General features: G+C 64.0%; 16 protein-coding genes. 6 read left to right on the forward strand and 10 right to left on the reverse strand.

The genetic code is table 11. The features are described 5' to 3' along the window. Nucleotides 1-3: 3 nt before the first annotated feature. The 6 genes from N511_RS0109325 to N511_RS0109350 form a co-directional block, all read right to left on the reverse strand. Nucleotides 4-1,368, reverse strand: a complete 1,365-nt coding sequence (locus N511_RS0109325) for a type II and III secretion system protein family protein (RefSeq protein WP_027679052.1) — start codon at nucleotides 1,366-1,368, stop codon at nucleotides 4-6. Then, nucleotides 1,361-2,287 (reverse strand): Flp pilus assembly protein CpaB, encoded by a 927-nt coding sequence (cpaB, locus tag N511_RS0109330; RefSeq protein ID WP_027679053.1) that lies wholly within the window; start codon nucleotides 2,285-2,287, stop codon nucleotides 1,361-1,363. The genes N511_RS0109325 and cpaB overlap by 8 nt, the downstream gene beginning before the upstream one ends. A 76-nt stretch (nucleotides 2,288-2,363) precedes the next feature. Further along, complete coding sequence (locus N511_RS0109335; protein ID WP_027679054.1) at nucleotides 2,364-2,867, reverse strand: TadE/TadG family type IV pilus assembly protein; 504 nt, start codon at nucleotides 2,865-2,867, stop codon at nucleotides 2,364-2,366. Nucleotides 2,868-2,929: 62 nt separating this feature from the next. After that, nucleotides 2,930-3,394 (reverse strand): A24 family peptidase, encoded by a 465-nt coding sequence (locus N511_RS0109340; RefSeq protein WP_027679055.1) that lies wholly within the window; start codon nucleotides 3,392-3,394, stop codon nucleotides 2,930-2,932. Between the two features lie 92 nt (nucleotides 3,395-3,486). Beyond that, complete coding sequence (locus N511_RS0109345; protein ID WP_027679056.1) at nucleotides 3,487-3,666, reverse strand: Flp family type IVb pilin; 180 nt, start codon at nucleotides 3,664-3,666, stop codon at nucleotides 3,487-3,489. 566 nt (nucleotides 3,667-4,232) lie between these two features. After that, a complete protein-coding gene (locus N511_RS0109350) occupies nucleotides 4,233-5,357 on the reverse strand; it encodes a collagen-like triple helix repeat-containing protein (RefSeq protein WP_027679057.1) in 1,125 nt (374 codons plus the stop codon). 489 nt (nucleotides 5,358-5,846) lie between these two features. Here N511_RS0109350 and N511_RS0109355 point away from each other — a divergent pair, with 489 nt between their 5' ends. The 5 genes from N511_RS0109355 (at nucleotide 5,847) to N511_RS0109375 (ending at nucleotide 13,787) form a co-directional block, all read left to right on the forward strand. Further along, complete coding sequence (locus N511_RS0109355; protein WP_027679058.1) at nucleotides 5,847-7,331, forward strand: collagen-like triple helix repeat-containing protein; 1,485 nt, start codon at nucleotides 5,847-5,849, stop codon at nucleotides 7,329-7,331. Nucleotides 7,332-7,600: 269 nt separating this feature from the next. Continuing rightward, nucleotides 7,601-9,286: a ShlB/FhaC/HecB family hemolysin secretion/activation protein gene (locus tag N511_RS0109360; RefSeq protein WP_027679059.1), complete on the forward strand. Its 1,686-nt coding sequence runs from the start codon at nucleotides 7,601-7,603 to the stop codon at nucleotides 9,284-9,286. A gap of 279 nt (nucleotides 9,287-9,565) precedes the next feature. Next, entirely contained in the window at nucleotides 9,566-10,672 is a 1,107-nt protein-coding gene (locus N511_RS0109365; RefSeq protein WP_027679060.1) for a helix-turn-helix transcriptional regulator, read from the forward strand. Between the two features lie 304 nt (nucleotides 10,673-10,976). Then, nucleotides 10,977-13,064, forward strand: a complete 2,088-nt coding sequence (locus N511_RS0109370) for a putative bifunctional diguanylate cyclase/phosphodiesterase (RefSeq protein ID WP_027679061.1) — start codon at nucleotides 10,977-10,979, stop codon at nucleotides 13,062-13,064. Between the two features lie 414 nt (nucleotides 13,065-13,478). Next, nucleotides 13,479-13,787 (forward strand): H-NS histone family protein, encoded by a 309-nt coding sequence (locus tag N511_RS0109375; protein ID WP_004627393.1) that lies wholly within the window; start codon nucleotides 13,479-13,481, stop codon nucleotides 13,785-13,787. 119 nt (nucleotides 13,788-13,906) lie between these two features. On the opposite strand, the gene N511_RS0109380 is transcribed toward N511_RS0109375, so the two are convergent. The 4 genes from N511_RS0109380 to N511_RS0109395 all read right to left on the reverse strand — a co-directional run bounded on the left by N511_RS0109380 (nucleotide 13,907) and on the right by N511_RS0109395 (nucleotide 19,262). Beyond that, nucleotides 13,907-15,448, reverse strand: coding sequence for a methyl-accepting chemotaxis protein (locus N511_RS0109380; protein ID WP_027679062.1), 1,542 nt, complete (start codon nucleotides 15,446-15,448; stop codon nucleotides 13,907-13,909). 173 nt (nucleotides 15,449-15,621) lie between these two features. Then, complete coding sequence (locus N511_RS0109385; protein WP_027679063.1) at nucleotides 15,622-17,049, reverse strand: PAS domain-containing protein; 1,428 nt, start codon at nucleotides 17,047-17,049, stop codon at nucleotides 15,622-15,624. Nucleotides 17,050-17,087: 38 nt separating this feature from the next. After that, the gene (galE, locus tag N511_RS0109390; protein WP_009240632.1) at nucleotides 17,088-18,113 is read right to left on the reverse strand and encodes a UDP-glucose 4-epimerase GalE; all 1,026 of its coding nucleotides are present in this window, start codon (nucleotides 18,111-18,113) and stop codon (nucleotides 17,088-17,090) included. Nucleotides 18,114-18,281: 168 nt separating this feature from the next. After that, a complete protein-coding gene (locus tag N511_RS0109395) occupies nucleotides 18,282-19,262 on the reverse strand; it encodes a tyrosine-type recombinase/integrase (protein ID WP_027679064.1) in 981 nt (326 codons plus the stop codon). A gap of 87 nt (nucleotides 19,263-19,349) precedes the next feature. Here N511_RS0109395 and N511_RS0109400 point away from each other — a divergent pair, with 87 nt between their 5' ends. Beyond that, nucleotides 19,350-19,556 carry a hypothetical protein gene (locus N511_RS0109400; protein ID WP_081785340.1) on the forward strand — a complete coding sequence of 69 codons (207 nt, stop codon included), beginning with the start codon at nucleotides 19,350-19,352 and terminating at the stop codon, nucleotides 19,554-19,556. The last annotated feature ends 93 nt before the right edge of the window (nucleotides 19,557-19,649 follow it).

The following is a 19,649-nucleotide window of genomic DNA, read 5'->3' on the forward strand; positions in this document are numbered from 1 at the left end:
CCCTTACTTCGAGAACCCGGGCATGGTGGCCGGATCTGCCACCCCCAGAGCAAACGGCCGCCATACCGGCTCGCCCGCGACATCACGATCCTGCCCGCCGCTTCGGCCCGGCAGCATCTTGTCGATCGGCGCATTGCGTGCCATCGGCTTGACCAGATGCGGCGTAACGATGATCACGAGTTCCCGCTCTTCCTGGTTGTAATTCAGTCGCTTGAAGAACGTCCCGATGATCGGCACGTCGCCCAGGAACGGAACCTTGTCGATGTTGGATAGCGTTGACCGGCTGACCAGGCCGCCGATGACAAAGCTCTCGCCATCGCCCAGTTCCACCGTTGTATCGGCGCGGCGCGTGACGATGGCCGGCACCGTCGCGCCATTGAGCGTGATGCCACGGCTGAAATCGAGGTCGCTCGCTTCGGGTGCCACCTTCAGGGCAATGCGGTTTTCCGACAGGATCGTCGGCGACACCGTCAGCCCGATGCCGAACGGCTTGTATTCGATGGTGGTGGTCCCGAGGGCCTGCGGCACGGGAATCGGAATCTCGCCGCCGGCCAGGAAGTTGGCGCTCTGGCCCGACAGGGCCACCAGGCTCGGCTCGGCCAGCACGCGTGCCATGCCGTTCGATTCCATCAGGCTCAGGTTGGCAAAGAGCCCCTTGCTGACCGACGAGACCAGCAGGTTGAACGCCGAGCCGATGGGCATGGTCGATTCGGTCGTCAAGCCGTTGGAGCCGAACGTGACCTTGGAAAGCGACGACGGCGCAAATGTCCGGAAATCGAAACCGCCGCGCGTACGGCCGAACGTGAACCCGGCTTCCTTGAGCACCGTCTTGCTGAACTCCACGACCCGCACGTCGACTTGCACCGTGCCCGGCACGTTCATCGAGGTGGTGTCGATGACGTTGCCGTCTTTCGGCTTTTCGGCGCCACTGGCCGCGGCGGCGGCGCGGCGGGCGCGGCTCAACGCGTATACATCCTTGGGCTGGCCCGACACGACGGCGGTATCGCCCTGCGCAACCACGGTCGGATCGCCCGCCACAGGCGCAGCGGCGTCCACCTGCACGTTGTAAGTCGTCGCCACGCCGCCCTGCGTCCAGACCATCACGTTGGCCGCGCCCGGCTTCTTGGCGATGATCAGGACACTCGTGGCCGCGCCGCGCCCCTTGAGCAACAGCGCATCGGCAATCTCGGGGTTGCCAATCGCAATGCGCTCCAGCGGCTTGCCCAGGCGAATCTCGCGCTGGCTGCCCGTCAGCAGATGAAGCGTCTGGCCGGTCGGTTCTGTCTGGGCCCATGCGGTCGACACGAAGGCAGCGCAGCCCAACGCGAGTACGCCCATCCAACCGCGAACCATGGCGGCATCAGTCATGTTGCTCCTCACGTTTTCCTGCGCGGATGATCTCGACACCAGTGCCGGCGGTGCTGCTGCGCACCGTCGTGCGTGCTGCGGCAACGGCCGGCAGCGGCGGCGCTTGCACAACTGCCGGCCTGCGCGCCGAACCCGTCAGGCTGGCCATCGACACGCCGGCTTGTGCAACGTCCATCGGGTTGCGGTTGGCGGCTGCCAGCAATGCGGCATCCTGCGGCTTGACGGTCGGTTCGGCGTCGTCGCCGGGGTTGCGCAGCGCCAGCAGCAGACGGCCGCTCTGATGGGCCATCGCCAATTGGCTGACCGCCTCCACCGGCACGGCCAGCACGGCCGTCTTGGCTTGATCGACCTTGCGTGTGACGTTGTTGCTCTCCGGCTGCTTCTGCGGCCCTTCGTTGACGGCCAGCGGGCCGAACGCCAGCACGCGCAGATGCGGCAGCAGCAGGCGCGCCTGGCTGTCTTCGATCTCCTGGCCGTCCTTGCGCATCACGAGAAACACGTCGACGTAATCGCCAGGCATGACGCGGTTACCCACGCCGATCACCTCGTCCACGTTGATGGCAACCGCGCGCTGGCCGGCCTCGACCTGCTGAGCCAATCCGGCGGAGAGTTGCGATGCGATCAACGGCACACCCACGCCAATCGGCAGGACGGGTTCGCGCCCCACCACCTTGCTGACGTCCGAAAACGCATCCGTCGGGTTGATGGGCAACCGTTCGATGGCCACTTGGTCGGCCGTGATGGCCTTGCCGGCTTCCAGCGGCTTCACGGTAATCACAACGGGATATACGGTCTTGCCGTCTTGCTGCACGGCCACCGGCGCAGGCGCACGATGCGCGCTCTTCCACGCTACGGCGCCAAGAATGGCGGCAAGCAGGAGAAGTCCGGCGGCGAAAATCTGGAGATGTTTGCTGGTCATCTGGGCGGCCTGTCTAGGCAATCTTGGGTGCGATGTCAGGTGCGATCAATCAAGAGAATCAGCGAACCGGAAGGGCTTACGAACCCGCTACCAACTGCACGACAGCCGAGCCCGTCAGCGTGGCGGGTGCGGGCAGCAGGGGTATCGCAGGCAGCAGGGGGGTGTTGCCGGAAGTCACGGGCAAGGTCAGCACCACGCTCAGGCATTGCATGCCTGCCACGTTCTGGCAGTTCACCAGGGGTGTGCTGCTCTGATTGGTCTGGACCCGCGCGCTCAGCGAGGCAGGCAGTACCGAAGCAACCGCCGCATAGGCCGCGGCGACACGTTGGGTATTGGAAGGCTGATAGCGCAGCGCGGCGCGCGCGCCCTCTTCAGCCGCCAGCGTCAGCATCTGCTGCATGGCGAGGATCACGCCGTAGTACACGATGCTCAGCATGAGCACCAGCAGCACCGGCACGACCACGGCAAATTCAACAGAAGCCGCACCGCGGCTGTTGTGTCGCGCAAGCCGGCTGGCTACTGGCCTGCGCGTATCTGGGTGCAGGTATGCACCCTCCCGTTCCCATCGCAATGTCGGCATGGCCGACTCCTTTTTATAGGCTGGCCGCTTTGCGGCTCTTCTTCAATGCTTGAATCTTCTGGCTACATGCCCGGCAACCAGGGCATCCGCATCGTGGCGGGCACCCAAGGCAGGCTCAGCAATCCGATCGCCATATAGGCTGCATACGGAATACCGCGGCGTCCGGCCTGTGCGGCGTCCCAGCGCTCCAGCGCCGGGCACATGCGCATCGCGAGCCAGGCCGACGGCGATGACACATCAAACTGGCGCAGCATCAAGATTGCGAGTCCATGCAGCCCCGCGATAAGACTGGAGACCAGCCACACTGCGACGAGCCCGTGCCAGCCGGCCAGCAACCCGGCGACCGTGAAGAACTTGACGTCGCCCGCGCCCATCCAGCCCAACATGTAGAGCGGCAGAAAACAGGCGAATGCAATCACCCCGCCAAGCCAGAAGTCTTGCCAGTCATAGGCAAGTGCCTCGACCCCGCCCAGCTTGATCAGCACGATGGACAGCACCACGCCGGCAGCGACGAGCCAGTTCGGCACGCGCCGCGCGCGGAAGTCCCATGTAATAGCCAGAACTGCGAGAACTACGACACTCGCCCAGCCAGCGGTATCTGCATGGCCGTACCAGCGGTCTAGCACGCGGTATTGTTGTTGACGGCCTTGCAGATGTTCGTGAACACGGTGTTGAGCTGGGTGCCCAGTTTGCCGACGATGACCGTGATCGCTGCTGCGATCAGGCCCGCGATCATGCCGTACTCAACGGCAGTGGCACCTTGTTCGTCGCGAAGGAACTTCAGAACGGCGTTTTTCATGATTCTCTCTCCTGTTTGCACTCGCCCGCGGATGTGTTGATCTCGACCAGCTTTCGGCGCTCCAACCTTAGCCAGTTCATATTTGCTAATAATGGATAAAACGCATGGGGATTTACTGCGATGACACAAACCGCAAAATTTTTGCTGCCTGCGTCGTTCCACTAATGGAACGAAATTCAAACCTCACCGAGCGTAATGTCCCGAACACGCCCGAGGATCACCGCACACCCACCCCATGGGCATTTTTTCGCAGCGTGTCACGTATGTCACGTAACACCCCGTAACAACTTTATAGGCGTGCGGCGCCGCAAACAAAATAACTCAACTGAGGTACTTGCCCCAAATTAGAGTGAAGTCTCTATTTAATTTTATTAAAGATGCGCCAACCCTCTGAAAACTAATGGAAATCCCCTAATGAACCTCAGACCAAACTGATTATTTGGACGGGTTTCCCATTAATCTTCGGGATCAGTCGGGACGCTCCCCATTTCTGTCTAGACAAAAAAAAGGATGCGCGAGCGACGGGAACACGCCCGCGCACCTTCAAGAGCACAGACAGGTACTGCTCAGTGCGCCAGACTGCCAACGCCGCCCAGCAAGTTGGTAATGGGAGCCAGCGGGCTGCCGCCCGAGGCTCCGCCGGCTGCGCTCGTCGCGCCGCCCAACAGATTGGTCACAGGGGCCAGCGGGTTGCTGCCGCCGGCTGCGCCGCCCAGGAGGCCGGTCACGGGCGCCAGCGGATTGGAGCCGCCAGAGGCGCCGCCCAGCAACCCAGTCAGCGGGGCGAGCGGGTTGCTGCCGCCGGTGCTGCCACCCACGCCGCCAAGCAGGCCGCCCAGCGGGTTGCTGCCGGCGGAGCCGCCGGCCGTGGTGACCCCGCCGATTGCGGCGACGGTCGTGCCGACCGACGTCACTACCGGACCCAGGTTCGAGACCACCGGCACGCCCGTCCCGGTGATGGTGTTGCCGGCGCCGGCGACACCGCCGCCCACCGTGCCCAAGAGGTTATTCAGCACCCCGCCCAGGCCGGTGGCATCACCCACCATCTGCGTCGCCCCGCTGACTTGCGTGGTGACCGGCACGATGGCCGTGCTCAGTTGCTGCGTCACCTGCTGAACCGCGCCCGAGGACAGCGCGCTGCCCAGTAGCGTGCCACCGCCGATCAGCGCTTGGCCGACCTGCTGAACGCCGCCGCCCACAGGCTGGGTGATCGGTGCCAGCGGCGCGCCCGCGCCCTGACCGAGGCCCTGCACCAGCGAACCGGCGCTCACCGTGGCCTGGCCCAGATCCGTCACGACATTGCCGGTGCTGGCCACCGTCGTGCCGATCGGATTGGGGTTCTGGCCCATCTTGCCAATGCCGGTCTGGATGCCCAGGCCGAGATCGCTGACAGCCTTGCCGGCGTTGTCCACCGTGCCGCCCAACCCGGCCTTGGCTTGATCGGACAGGCCCGGAATGTTTGCGTTCTGAAGCGTCGAACCCAGGCTGCTGACGGCCTGGCCGGTCGCCACAACGGTGTTGCCCGTGCCGTTTGCGACCTTGCCGATGGGCGTCACGCCCGTCGTATCGTTCGGGCTCGGATTGGGCGAACTGCCCGAGCCGGAGCCTCCCGAAGAACAAGCCGCCAACATGAGAGCGGCAACAGCGCAGGCCAACGGCGCAACGCGAATGGAGTATCGAATGTGAGTCATGGTCCGTCCCCTTCTTGGAATGATGTGTCTTGATGTCTGAGCTCGGTACTGCGGACTGCGGGCCACATTCTGCAAAGGGCATGCCAGGTGCATTAGAAACATGACTCGGATTTCGGAGACCGGCCTGTTTATTGGTTTTGTGGGCGATGTATCAGGTGTTACCCCACCCTCAAAACGCGGTGTTACGCCATTCAAATCCGTGTTTCGGACGTTACGGCGTAACGTGACACGGAACATATTCGTTCCCGACATAACCCCGTAGGCAAACGTTTCACCCCCACTTTGGAGGGGTATGTAAATCACGCATTCTGGTTAGTTTTCACAGTTTCTTCATTTTTATTGAGATAACCGCGGCAAATTTCGATACCTCATTACGCATTGCGTAATAATCACGACATGGCACACCGTTTGCAGAGTCCGGCCACCTCACAGCGAGAGTGAGACATTTTCCTGCTGACTAAAGCGGACTTTTAAAACGGGAGATCCATCATGAATAAGAACATCAAGTGCCTGGCCGCCACCATGGCAAGCCTGTTGGTTTTGGGTGGTTGCGCCAGTTCCGGCTCCGGCGACCTCGGCAGCTCGCTGGGCGGTTCAAACGGCGGCGGCTCGAATAACAACGGTGGCGGTTCGACGCCGACGCCTTCCCCGGCTCCGTCCCCTTCGCCGTCGCCTTCCCCCTCGCCGTCTCCGTCGCCCTCCCCGAGCCCGACTCCGACCCCGGCACCCGCGCCGCTGACCCCGACTGGCGCTGTCCTCAACAATACGGGCGGCATTGTCACGAGCGTCGGCTCGACGGTGACCGGTCTTGGCAAGACGATCGAAACGGCGCCGCTGCCCTCGCAACTGAGCGGTGTGCAAAGCGGCTTGGGCGGTGTCGTCGAAAACGCCGGCGCGACGGTTTCGGCGCTGGGCACGGGCGTGCAGAACGGACTGGGCAGCATCGGCCGCAACGCCAATCCGGTTGGCACCACGGTTTCCAGCCTCGGTAATGTGGTGACCGGTGCCGGAAACACCGTCACGAGCGCCGGCACGCTGGTCAACAACCTGGGCACCGGCCCGCTGGCACCGCTGGCCCCGGTGACGACGCCGCTGGCAGGCGTGGTCACGCAGATCGGCCAAGCCGTGGCCAACGGCGGCGGCACGCTGGGCACGGCCCTGTCGACCGGCCCCGTGGAACAACTTACGCAGCAACTGAGCACGGCCATCGTGCCGCTGACTTCGCAGGTCACCAGCGGTACGCAGACGCTGGGCGCGGCCACCGGCCTGGGTTCGCCGGTCAACACGCTGCTGGGTACGGTTGGCGGGGCCGTTGCCAAGGGCGGCACCACGCTCACCGCGGCGAATGTTCCGGTGGTCAGCGGTCTGGGTGGCGTGGTCACGGCCACGGGCAACACGGTTGCCGCGCTGGGCGGCGTCGTGTACTCGCCCACGGCATCGGGTGGTAACCCGCTGGCGCCGATCACCGGTCTGCTGGGCGGCCTCGGTGGCGCAACCGGCGGCAGCAACCCGCTCGCCCCGATTACCGGCGCACTGGGCGGTCTTGGTGGCACTGGCGGGACCAACCCGCTCGCTCCGGTCACGGGCTTGCTGGGCGGTCTCGGCGGCGCGACGGGCGGCGGCAATCCGCTCGCGCCGATCACTGGCGCTCTCGGCGGTCTGGGTGGCGCAGGCGGCTCCAGCCCGCTCGCTCCGGTCACCGGTCTGCTGGGCGGCCTCGGCGGCGCGACGGGTGGCTCCAGCCCCCTCGCTCCGATTACCGGCGCGCTGGGCGGCCTGGGCGGTGCAGCAGGTGGCGCGGGCAATCCGCTGGGCCCGGTCAGTGCAATCACCGCACCGGTCGGCACGGTGGTCACTACGGTGGGCACTGGCCTGACATCGGCAGGTGCAGCAACGCCGCTGTCGCCGGTGACTGGCGCGGTGGGCGGCCTGCTGGGTACGGTCGGCGGCGTACTGGGCGGCACGCACCACTGATCTAGAGTCCACACAGCGGCGGACCAGCTACCACGCCGGCCCGCCGCTGTCGCGTTTCAAACAGACCGACGCCGCGCAATGCGGCGTCTTCATTGGGCTCGCTGGCACGCACGTGCGCACCATCGGTATCGACCTTGGCCGTTGCGTCGCGTGAACGCTCCCTCTATGTGTCTTGTTGTAAAGCACCATGTCTCGCGGTTATCGTTTGATGCAACGCGCGGCTGTACGGCTTCGCGACACCACAAACAAACACCACGGAGGAGACACGCGTGCGGACCACCACCATGCGGTTGGCCCTGGCCACAGGCGTAGCACTGACCGGCCCGGCACTCAGCTGGGCGCAGAGCAGCCCGACCCAAGGCAACCCGATCGACACGCTTCCCAAGGTCGATACTTCCCGTCCGCCCCAGCAGAAAATCCAGGTCGAGGTTCAGCGGCCGAATCCCGCGCTGGAGAATCTGCTCGCCACGCATCTCACCCCGACCAAGTTCCAGATCGAAGGCGTCAAGACGCTGCCGTTTCCTGAGGTCGCTGCGTATTTCGCACCGCTGGCCGGACACGACATCACCGTCGCGCAACTCCTGCAGGCCGCGAACGAGGTCACCAAGCTGTATGCCGACCGCGGTTTCCCGCTGTCATTTGCCTTTGTGCCCGCACAAACGTTTGAAGGTGGCGTCGTGCGCGTCACCGTGGTCGAAGGCTATGTGGCGCGCATGCGGATCGAAGGAACACCCGGGCCGCTGGAAGGCCGCCTACGCGACATCTCGCAGCGCCTGATGAATGAAAAGCCGTTGCGCCGCGAAACATTCGAGCGCGTGACGGGCGTGCTGGCGCTGCAACCCGGTGTGCAGATCACCGCGACCGTGCAGCCGCCCACCACCACCGACGGCGCCAGCGAACTGGTGTTGAACGTGAAGCGCCAGCCGTACACCATCGGCACGGGCGTCGAATATCGCTCGCCGGGTGTGCGGGCCATCATCACGGGCACGCTGAACAGCGTGACGCCGCTGGGCGAGCAGATCACTGTGTCGACCCTGCAACCGCGCGGGTCGGATCACGAGACGTTCTACTCCGCCACGTGGGCACAGCCGATCGGCACGGATGGACTATTGGCGAAGCTCACGTGGTCGCACTATCGCGGCATGCCCGAGAATCTGCCGCTGGAGCAGCTGGGTTATCAATCGCGCTATCTGACTGACACGCAGCGGCTCGGTTTGTCATTGAGCTATCCGGTACTGCTGTCGAACACCCGCAACCTCACGCTGACGGGCACCTTCTACGGCAACGACGACAAGCAGCGCTATACACCGCAAAACCCGGGCTTTGCGCAGACAGAGTTGGATACCAAAGTCCGCGTGGCCGGTGCCGAGGTTCTCTATACCGAAGTCAACCCGGGCGAGACCCGACGTGCGTCGTTGGGCTTGTACCAAGGCATCAACAGCTTGGGCGCCGGCAAGGGCGCCTCGGCCAACGCCAACAACAACGTCGACCTGAGCTTCCTGCGCACGCGCATCACCGCCAGCGAAGCCCACGACTTGCCCCTAGGCTTTGGCGTGGTGGTGTCGGGGGCAGCACAGTACAGCGGCGCGGTGCTTCCGTCGTCGGAGCAGATCAGCTTTGGCGGACGCTTCTTCGGCCTGGCCTATCCGGCCGGGGAAGTGGCGGGTGACCGCGGCTGGGGCGCGTCGGTGGAAATCAACCGCGCATTCCAGGTATCGATGGACTATCTGAAGACCGTGCAGCCTTACGTGCTGTACGACACCGCAAAGGTCTATTCGAACGCCGGCACGCTGGTGCACGACCAGCTCGGTTCGATTGCGCTGGGCGTGCGCTTCTCCGATCGGAAGTACTACACGCTGGACCTGGCCATCGCGCGCCCCGTGGGCGACAAGCCGATCAACTCCAGCTCCCGCAGCCTGCGGTTCAACGCGGCCTATACATACCAGTTCAACTGACGCACGCCGGCATCGTGAACATGTGCAGGAATTTTTTATATTATTTATATTTTCAGCGCTGAAAGTCGCCCATACTCCCCTCTTAGGAGGGGGATACAGCACCGTCCGAATTTGGGAGCATCAGAAGCGGAATGTTAAGTTTTTCCAAAGAGTTGCCGATTACCACAGAAGTCGCGCAAAACAACAATAATCATTACAGCGACGGCGGCATCACGCCGCACCACGCCGACAGCAAGGGATTGCACTCTGAGCTGTCGCAAATACGCACCGGGGGCCATCATGCTGCAACGTCTATCGGATGACGCAGAGTTCCATCGACTCGTCGATACCATTTACGAGGCGGTACTTGAGCCTGCGCAAATGCCGATCGCACTGGCCCTGCTCTCCGTCTACGCCGGCGCCGAGAGCGCTCACTATTTCGTCTGGGACAAGCACACCGACACGCCGCGTCATGGCGTTTCGTCGGGCTGGTGCCAGCACTGCCCGCAACCGGGCCACTGCAACGCTTTCTGCCAAGACCCGCAACTGATCAGTGCCGCGGCCTCTGACGAGAACGCTTCAGCGGCCGTCACCCTCATCGACACGCCCGACATGCGCGTCACGATGCGACTGCGCACGCGCGACGACGATGTCTCGGAAGTCAGCGCGATGGAGCGCGAGTCCCGCCTGCAACGCGTACTGCCCCACCTGCAGCGGGCCGCGCGCATGCAGCAGCGCAACCTCGAGCTGAACGAACTTGCCGCCCTCGGCATGGCCGGGCTGGATACGCTCGACTTTGGCGTAATGGTCATCGAACGCACCATGCGCGTGAAATACGCCAACGCCTGGGCACGCACGATGACCGCAGAAGACGACCGTTTGTCGCTGGATGGCAGCATGTTGCACTCTGCCGACCACACGCACAACGCGGCGCTGCGCAACCTCATCGAACACGCCGCCGGGTCGCTCGGCGTGCAAGGCGCGGCTGGTTCGTGGATGTATCTGGCGCGCGATGGCCGTCCGGTGCCCTTCATTGCCACCCCGCTTGCCCCCTCCGATGCGATGCGCTCGACGTGGGCTTCGCCGCTCGCGCTGGTGCTGGTCGGCAACTCCGAGACGCGCTCTGTCATGGACGCCGGCGTACTCGCATCGCTCTTCGGACTGACCAACAAGGAATGCATCGTCGCTGCCCGGCTGGCTGCGGGCGAAACGCTGCAGGAGATTGCCGAGCGCGAATTCCTCTCGCTGCACACGGTGCGCGTGCATATCCGCGACATCCTGCGCAAGACCGGCACACATCGTCAGTCTGAACTTGTGCGCTTGCTGCATCTGCTGCCCAGCGTCGATCTGGAACGTGCGGGCGCCGCCACGCCGGCTTCGCGTCGACGCGGCCGGCTGAATGCCTGACCTCACGGCCAACTTCCCGCCCCACCCCGCCTGACCGCCGACGCCCAATCACGGGCGTCGGGCCATCCGCGTATACCCGGGTCACGTTTCCGCAATTTCTGCCGATCCCTCTAGAGAGGCGTGGCGCCGTCATGCCGGCTCGATGCGAGGCGGCTGCGGCGAATGATCCCGACACATTCTGTGAATAGCGCACAACAAACGCGCTTTTTCGCGGCCTGAAACGACAGGCTTTTGCGCTATCCTCGCCGCAAAACACAGACTAGGCGCCGGTCGTAGATCGGGGGGCCGCGCCGGATGCGCTCGCATGCATAACGATTTCCATATTGCGCTGCTGCTGTTTGCGTGGGTCAGCACGGGGCTGACCACGTTTGCCGCACTTGACGCTGCGACACGTCTGCCGGGGGGCTCGACGATCGCAAAACGCCGCAACTGGCGCATCGCCTGCGCGGCCATTCTTGGCATTGGGCTGTGGTCCGGGCTTTGGCTCGGCCAGCTTGGCCTGCATCGGCAGGTCGGCACACCCATATCCGCGCCGATTGCGGCGACGCTCATGACGGCGCTGGCTGCATCGCTGGCGGTCTTCTCCATTGCGTTGCCGGACTCGTCGCCCGCCAACGGCGCACAGGTTCCGCAACGACGCAGCATTGCCATGGGTGCCGTGGCGCTGGGCATCGGGCTGTTGACGATGGAGTTGTATCTGACGCGCCCCTGGGTGCATGACGATGCCTTGTCCCTGCGCCGCACGCTGCTGGGCTGGGGCGGCGGCACGCTCGTCCTTGGCGCAGGTGTATGTCTGGCGGTGTGCATGGCGTTTCATATGCCGCCGGCGCAGCGTCGCGCCGCCGTCGGGTTGCGCGCACGCGCCGCCGCGGTGCTCGCCACCACCGCCGTGCTGTCCCTTGTATTGTGGCCGTGCGCGGCGGCATGGCCGGCCGACGCATCGATGACGCAAACCGTGCCAGTCATCATGCTCAGCGCCGGTGGCGTGCTGATTGCGCTGGGGCTGCATGCGGTGCTGATGATGCTTGAAACCCGCGTCGACTCGGCGCAGGCGCATCTTGAAGCATCGCTGGCGCGCGTGGCAAATCAGACGCCCCGGCCCCAGTTCCACGACACGCTGACCGGCCTGCCAAACCGCCTGCATCTGCGCGAAGCGCTCGAGGCCGCAATCCTGTCGTCCACGCGGCGCGGCCGACCGTTTGCCCTCTTCTATCTGGACCTCGACAACTTCGGCCAGATCAACGACCAATACGGCCGCAACGCCGGCGACCGCGTACTGCAAATCATTGCCGAGCGACTGCGTCAGACCATTCGCGGCGAAGACACGGTCGCACGCCTTGGCGGTGACGAATTCGGCATCCTCGTGGAAGGCCTGGCGCTGCCCGAGGCCGCAGCGACGATCGGCGACAAGCTGTTGTTCCGCCTGCGCGAATCGGTGGAAGTGGAAGGCCGTCGACTGCGTGCCACCGCCAGCATCGGCGTCGTCGTCCATCCGCACAACGGCGCCACGGCTGACGCGCTGCTCGAACATGCCGACACGGCCATGTTCGACTGCAAGCAGTCGACCGGCAACGCCTATCGCTTCTTCGAGCCGCGCCTGAACACCACCGCACACCGTGTGCTGCAGATTCAACGTGCGCTTTCGCATGCAGCGCTCAACGGGCAACTCTCCGTGTATTACCAGCCGAAGTACGATGCGCGCACGCAAGCCATGACGGGCGCTGAAGCGCTCCTGCGCTGGAACCATCCGGAGCTGGGCCCGGTGTCGCCGGCGGAATTCATCCCGCTGGCCGAACGCACCGGCACCATCGTCGAACTGGGCGACTGGGTGGTCGAAGAAGTCTGCCGCCAGATCATGCATTGGGATGCCATCGGCATGCCGCCGCAGCGCATCGCCGTCAACCTCTCGCCGCGCCAATTCCAGCAGCCCGACCTCGTGCAGCGCCTGTCGCAGATCCTGCACCGCTATCAGGTGGCCGCGCATCGGTTGATGTTTGAAATTACCGAGACAGCGGCCATGCGCGATGCCGGCCAGAGCATTGCCGCCATCCGCCAGATTCAGTCGCTCGGCTTTGAGGTCGCCATCGACGATTTCGGCACCGGTTATTCCAGCCTCAGTTATCTGCAGCGCTTCCGCGCCCAGCAGATCAAGATCGACCGCGCATTTGTCTCGGCGCTCGACGACAACCCGGCCGAGGCCGCGGCCATCATTCGTGCCATCTGTGCCATGGCGCACTCCCTGGACATGACCGTCGTGGCCGAGGGCGTCGAAACCGAAGCGCAAATGCAGGCTCTGGTGAGTCTGCAGTGCGATCAGGTTCAGGGCTATCTGCTGGCACGTCCGCTGCCAGCCAAGGATTTCCAGGGTTTACTTGGGCTGCAGTACGCCTGAATAAGTGACATCGAATTAGGCGGCACAGAAAATGCGCCTTTTTGATGCATTCAACCGAACCTTTCGGGAACCTTTCACCTTCATATTTGGAAATATTTCGGCGACGCGCGGACGCGATTGCCGAAGTAATGAAGTAGTCACATAAGAAAAAACTGTGTTGGGATTGCGTCGGCTGCGCAGCGCGTTGATTTCAATACGGCCGAATGACTTTGTAATAGTTCATATGTTTACGACTTCACCATCTCGCGCAAACACACGCCCCATGCAGGTTTGCGCAAAGCGCGGTGCGGCAGAAAATCCACGCCGTTGACATGAGGTCTTAACGAAATTCATTTCTCACCTGCAAAGTCGTTATAATGCCCTGGGCTACGGGGAGCGTGCCCATGTTTCAATTGCAAAGTTGAGGAATCCATAATGCCGACTTACAAGGAAATTGTTCAGAAGATCTCTGAACTGCAGCGCCAGGCCGATGAACTCCGGGCAAATGAACAAGCGACGGTGATCGCTGAAATCAAGCACAAGATCGTGGAATACGGCCTGACCGCCGAAGACCTCGGTTTTGGTGCGAAGGGTGCCGTGGCCTCGAAGAAGGCCGGCCGCAAGGTGCCGGTGCGTTACCGTGACAACAATGGCAATACCTGGACGGGTCGTGGCAAGCGTCCGGGCTGGCTGGTCAAGGAACTGTCTTCGGGCCGGAAGATGGAGGATTTTCTGGTCGCCTGAACAGCGCCCTCCAGCGCAGCATTCCGAGCCCGCACAAAGAGGCGCGCCGGAAACCACAAAGAGAAAGGCCGGCAAATTCGCCGGCCTTTTGTATTACTGCCTCGCAGAGATTCGCGCGGTTACGTCTGGAAGCGCCCCACCGCCGTGCGCAGCAATTGCGCCTGCTCTTCCAGCGACAGCGCAGCGGCCGCCGCCTGTTCCACGAGCGCGGCATTCTGCTGTGTGACTTCGTCCATCTGGTTCACCGCCAGATTGACCTGCTCGATGCCGGAACTCTGCTCTTCAGACGCCGCAGAAATCTCACCCATGATGTCCGTCACCCGCTTCACGGCAGTCACGACGTCCTGGATCACCACACCGGCCTCTTCCACCAGCGCCGACCCGTTCTGCACACGGCCCACGGAATCACCGATCAGCTCCTTGATCTCCTTGGCCGCGCTCGCTGAGCGCTGCGCCAGGCTGCGCACCTCGCCTGCCACCACGGCAAAGCCGCGACCCTGCTCGCCAGCGCGGGCAGCTTCAACCGCGGCGTTCAGCGCGAGGATGTTGGTCTGGAAAGCGATGCCTTCGATCACCCCGATGATGTCGGCGATCTTCTTGCTGCTTTCGTTGATGCCCGACATGGTCTCGACCACACGGCCGACCACCTCGCCGCCCTTGACTGCAATATCCGAGGCATTGACGGCCAGCGTGCTCGCCTGACGCGCATTGTCGGCGTTCTGCTTCACGATGCTGGTCAGCTCTTCCATGCTCGACGCCGTTTCTTCCAGCGAAGACGCCTGCTGCTCCGTACGCTGCGACAGATCGGCATTGCCCGCGGCGATCTGCTTGGTCGCACTGGCAATGGAATCCGCCGAGTTCTTGATGTCGCTGATCGTGCCGGTCAGCTGCTGCTGCATCTCCGACATGGCGAAAAGCATGCTGTCCCGATCGCCCGGACGGGTCTGCACCCGCAACGCCAGATCACCTTTGGCAATGCGCGAAGCAATATCCGCGGCGTAGGCCGGCTCACCACCCAACTGGCGTTGCAGGCCGCGCGTGACCGACACCACCACCACGGTCATCAGCAGGCCAATACCAAACAACAAGCCCAGCGATTGGATCAAAGACGTGCGAAACGCCGCATCCACATCGTCGATATACAGCCCTGTCGTCATCGACCAATCCCACGGCTCGTAGTACGAGACGTAGGTCAGCTTCGGCTCAGCCTTGTCGCTGCCGGGCTTGGGCCACAGATAGCGGACGAACCCGCCGCCAGCCTTGGCCGTCTGGGCGATGTCCACGAACAAATGCTTGCCTTCCGGATCGGTTGCGCCAGACATGTTCTTGCCGACCATCTCGGGCTTGATCGGATGCATGACCGACACGGTGTCGGTTCTCGACAGCGAGAAATAGCCGTCGGTGCCGTACCGCATGTCTTTGAGGCGCGCGATGGACTGGGCCTTGGCCTCGTCCACCGTCATCTTGCCCTCCTGCGCCAGCTGGGCGTATTCCTTGATGACGCTGAACGCCGTCGCGCTGACGTTCTGGAGGTCGCGTTGCCGCTCCTCCATCCGCACAGTGCGCGCCCCCCAGGCGCTCCACAATGTGATGACAAGCAGGCACAGCCAACTCAGGACAAGCGGCAGCCACAGCTTCTGACGAAGCGTGAGTCGATTCATCTTCCTTCCCTCCAAGCGTTTTCTTGTGTCCGCAAGGCACTGGTGCATCGCGGCGCTCCCCTGGCGCGATTACACGCGCTCTGTTTGGGGTATCGAACGCGCGGAGGGAAAACTTGAGTAGGGCATGTACTCAAGAAGACGCTGCCGATCGTAAAAGGCAGGAGAAAGAGACTTCAACGCAACGCGTTGGGGTTGATGCTTGGGAGTGCGCCACCGCTGGCCGGCGCAGGCGCAGCTGTCGGCGCGGATTGAGCCGGGACAGCCTCGGCCGCAGAAGAATCGATCGGCGACCACGACTCCCACAAGCCATGGCGACGCAGCGTTTCGGGCGCTTGCGCAACGGTTGAAGAAGCTGGCGCGGCAACTTCTGCCTCGGCCACCTTCACGACCTTGACCGCCATCTCGATATGCGACCCGGCCATTCGCACGGCGTTGCCGCCGGCGTCGCGCACGGCCACACCGTGCGCAGCCATCTGGCGATAGTTGCCGTCCTTGTGCCGCATCCGGAATTCCGCCACGTACGCCGGCGAGTTGCCGTCAACATGCGCCTGGATGCGGTTGAGCACCATGGGCAGATCATCCGGATGCACCAGTCGGAGATACTCGCTGGTGCTCGGACCGATTTCCTTGAGCGTATAGCCGAGCATGGCCGCAAAGCGCGTGGAGAACTGCGCGGCACGGGTGACCAAGTCGAACTCCCACAGGCCGACGTCCGCACCGTCCAGCAGCAGTTGATGGCGTGCGACCAGTTCGGCTTCGCGGCGGCGGTAGCTCTGCTCCAGGTCGTTGAGCGCCTGCACGGTTTCCTTGCGCAGACGAATCTCGCGGGCAGCGATGGCGGCCGCGGTGTCGCCCGTGGCGCGATCCCGATAGCCCAGCAGCAAAGCCGCGAGCACCGTCGCAACCGCCCCCACCACCAGCAGCACCTGCAACCCTGCCGGCGCATTGGCGGGCATGGCGGAGAACGTCGAAAACGAACCCGCAAGCGACGCCGTGTAGACCGCGTCCGCCGTCAGCGCGGTGCCGAACAGCACGCTCACAAACAGGCTCACGCCCGGGCGACGCACCGCCACGCCCGTCGCGCCTGACCGCGCGGACAGCGCAAACTGCAGCGCCGCCGCGCACGCCACCGCCGACAAGACAATGACGATAGCGAGCAGCCCTGCGTCTTCCCATGCGGTGGTGCTGAAGCTCGTTACACCGGCCAACAGCAGCACCGCCACCGGCCCACTCACGCTCAGCAGTACACCCAGCGAAAGCGCACGCACCATGCCCGCACGGCCGCCGAGGACGCACCACAGCGCCGCAACGGCCAGGCTCCAGCAGAACGAAGCCAGCGTCATCACGAGCACGGCGGTGTCTTCGTGCAGCGGCCAACGTGCAAGCAGCGGCAGCAGCGGCACGGCCCACAGCCCGATCGCGGCAAACAGCGCTGTCATGACCAGCGGCACGCGCGTGCGCGACGCGGTAGCGCTGCGCAAGTCATCGAGCAAACGCAGCAGCAAGCTGCCCGCACCGCAGGCCACGACAAATGGCAGCAATGCAGGCAACGACGCGTGCGCCAGCGTATTGACCAGGTGAGCGATCAACACCTCATCCACGACAGGGCGTCTCCTGTGGGTTCGAGCCGTTCAATGAATCAGCCACGGGTTTGAAAGCCGTCCGGATTCATGCTCTGCCAGCGCCACGAGTCTTCACACATGCGCTCGATGCCGTATTGCGCGCGCCACCCCAGCAGCGACGCCGCCAGCGCCGGATCGGCATAGCACGCTGCAATATCGCCGGGGCGGCGGTCCACGATCTGATACGGGACGGGCTTGCCGCTGGCGCGCTTGTAGGCCTCCACCACTTCCAGAACCGAATACCCGCGGCCCGTGCCGAGGTTGACGGTAAAGCCGCGGCCATCGCGACGCAGCGTGTCGAGCGCCGACAGGTGCCCGCGCGCAAGGTCCACCACGTGGATGTAGTCGCGCACGCCAGTGCCGTCAGGCGTTGGCCAGTCACCGCCGTAAATCGAAAGCTTCTCTCGCTTGCCCACCGCCACCTGTGCCACATACGGCATCAGGTTGTTGGGAATGCCGCGCGGGTCTTCGCCGATCAGGCCGCTGTGATGCGCGCCCACCGGATTGAAATAACGCAGGTAAGCGATTTGCCACGCCGCATTGGAAATCTCCAGATCGCGCAGCACTTGCTCGCCCATCACCTTCGTCTGGCCGTAGGGGTTGGTGGCCGAGAGCGGAAACGATTCGGTGATCGGCACGGTATGCGGATTGCCATACACCGTTGCCGACGAGCTGAACACCAGCTGGCGCACATTCGCATGCGCCATGGCGGCACACAGCGTCACCAGGCCGCCCATGTTGTTGTCGTAGTAGGCCAGCGGCTTCTGGACCGATTCGCCGACCGACTTGAGCGCCGCGAAGTGGATGACCGCAGAGATGCGCGAGCTGGCAAAGAGGTCGTCGAGCAGGCGGCGGTCGCGTACGTCGCCTTGCACGAACTTCGGTGTCTTGGCGGTGATCTGCTCGATGCGCGACAGCACGGTCGAGCTGCTGTTGCAGAGATTGTCGAGACCGATCACCTGGTAGCCCGCATCCAGCAGTTCAACCCAGGTGTGCGAGGCGATGTAGCCGGTAGCGCCGGTCAGCAGAATGGTTTCTGTCATGGGGTGCGAGGTATCGAGGAAGGAGAGAGCTAGCGTGCCGGTTTGAACCGGGCATCGTCGTTCTACGCTGCGCCGACCCGCTTCGCATCGCGTAAAACAGCGCGATCATAGCAAAGCCTGCCAGCCGCTTGCGGGCGGTTTGCAGCCTGTGTTGCACAAAAATTGGAACTACGGCTGGCGGTCCGGATGGGCAGCCGCCTGCCACTCAGCATAGGCCGCGCGCAACCGCCATGCCGACGTCGCATCGCGCAGGCCCAGCGCGTACCCCACCTCAGCAGGGTCCGCGCCAGCGTCGAACAGCGCCGCCGTGTAGCCGTTGCGCAGCGTCTGCGGCGAGAGCCGTTCGCTGCGATGCAGCAATGCCGGGAGCGCGGCAAGCCAAGCCTCGACGCGCCGGTAGACCGACGCTGCGTGCATCACGCGTCCGCTGGCGTCGGCAACGAACACGCGCTCGCCCGGCACCTCGGCGTGTGCGCGTACCGCCAGCCACGCCGCCAGCGCGGGGCGCACGGCTTGCAGCACAGGCGCCCGGTAAGACGGGCCGCGCGGGCGCTCGACGGTGATCGTCTCCAGCGCCTCATCCACTTGGCGGAGCAGCAGCGATTGCACCTGCGCGACCTTCAGCCCTGCCCCATGGCAAACCGCCACGAGTGCACGGTCGCGCGCCAGCTTGAACGCACTGGCATTCGCAGCGGCCTCGCTGGCCTGCGCGCCCACCTCCAGCGAAGCCTCGATCGCCGCGCGCTCGGCGGCTGACAGGAACGTGGTCGGGTCGTTCTCGCCTTCGGCCAGCTTCTGCTGGACAGCGGTGCTTGCCGGGTTGTGCGTGCCCGTGCGTTGTTGCTCGATCTGATGGAAAACGCGCTCGATCAGACGCGCGTAGCGATATCGATGCAGCTTGGTCAGGCCCGATTCGTCGAGAAAGGCTGCGATGTCGGCGGCACTCCAATCGGCCAACGCGCGTTGGTGCGACTGGGCCCAGCGCAGCCATTTGCGCCACATCGCGCGATACACCGTCGCCGACGATTCACGATAGCCGCGTGCGGCGAGCCAGTGCTCGAAGGCTTGGGCGGGCTGCTCGGACCAGTCTTGCAGGCTGGGCTGGAACAGGTCCGGAACGGGCGTGGCGGGCGGCGTGAATGCAGTCACTGCGGCAGCGGAAATACAGAAAGACGGGGCGTGGGCGAACCGGGGGGCAGGCAATTCGCGTATCCTGCCGAGCGTAACACGCAGCTCATGTATCCCATTGCGGACCTCATCGTGAAGAAAACCGACCTCGAAAAACTCAAGGGCCTCAAGATCGCCAACAACCTCAAGCGCGACAGCCTGCGCACCGGCAAGCCCGGCCAGGGCAGCGGCAAGGCCATTCCCCAGAACAAGCTGCTGAAAGCGCTGCTCGGCAAGCCGGCTGAAGACGACGCAAAAAAGTCGGGACAATCCTGACGCGCAGTCCACACATCTAGAGCCCCGCCCTGTTGTTCCAACGGGCGCTTGGGTGCTACCGTCCGGCGCGTTTCCACATCATCGCAGCGCCTC

It is taken from the genome of Ralstonia sp. UNC404CL21Col, assembly GCF_000620465.1.
Classification (GTDB): Bacteria; Pseudomonadota; Gammaproteobacteria; order Burkholderiales; family Burkholderiaceae; genus Ralstonia; species Ralstonia flatus.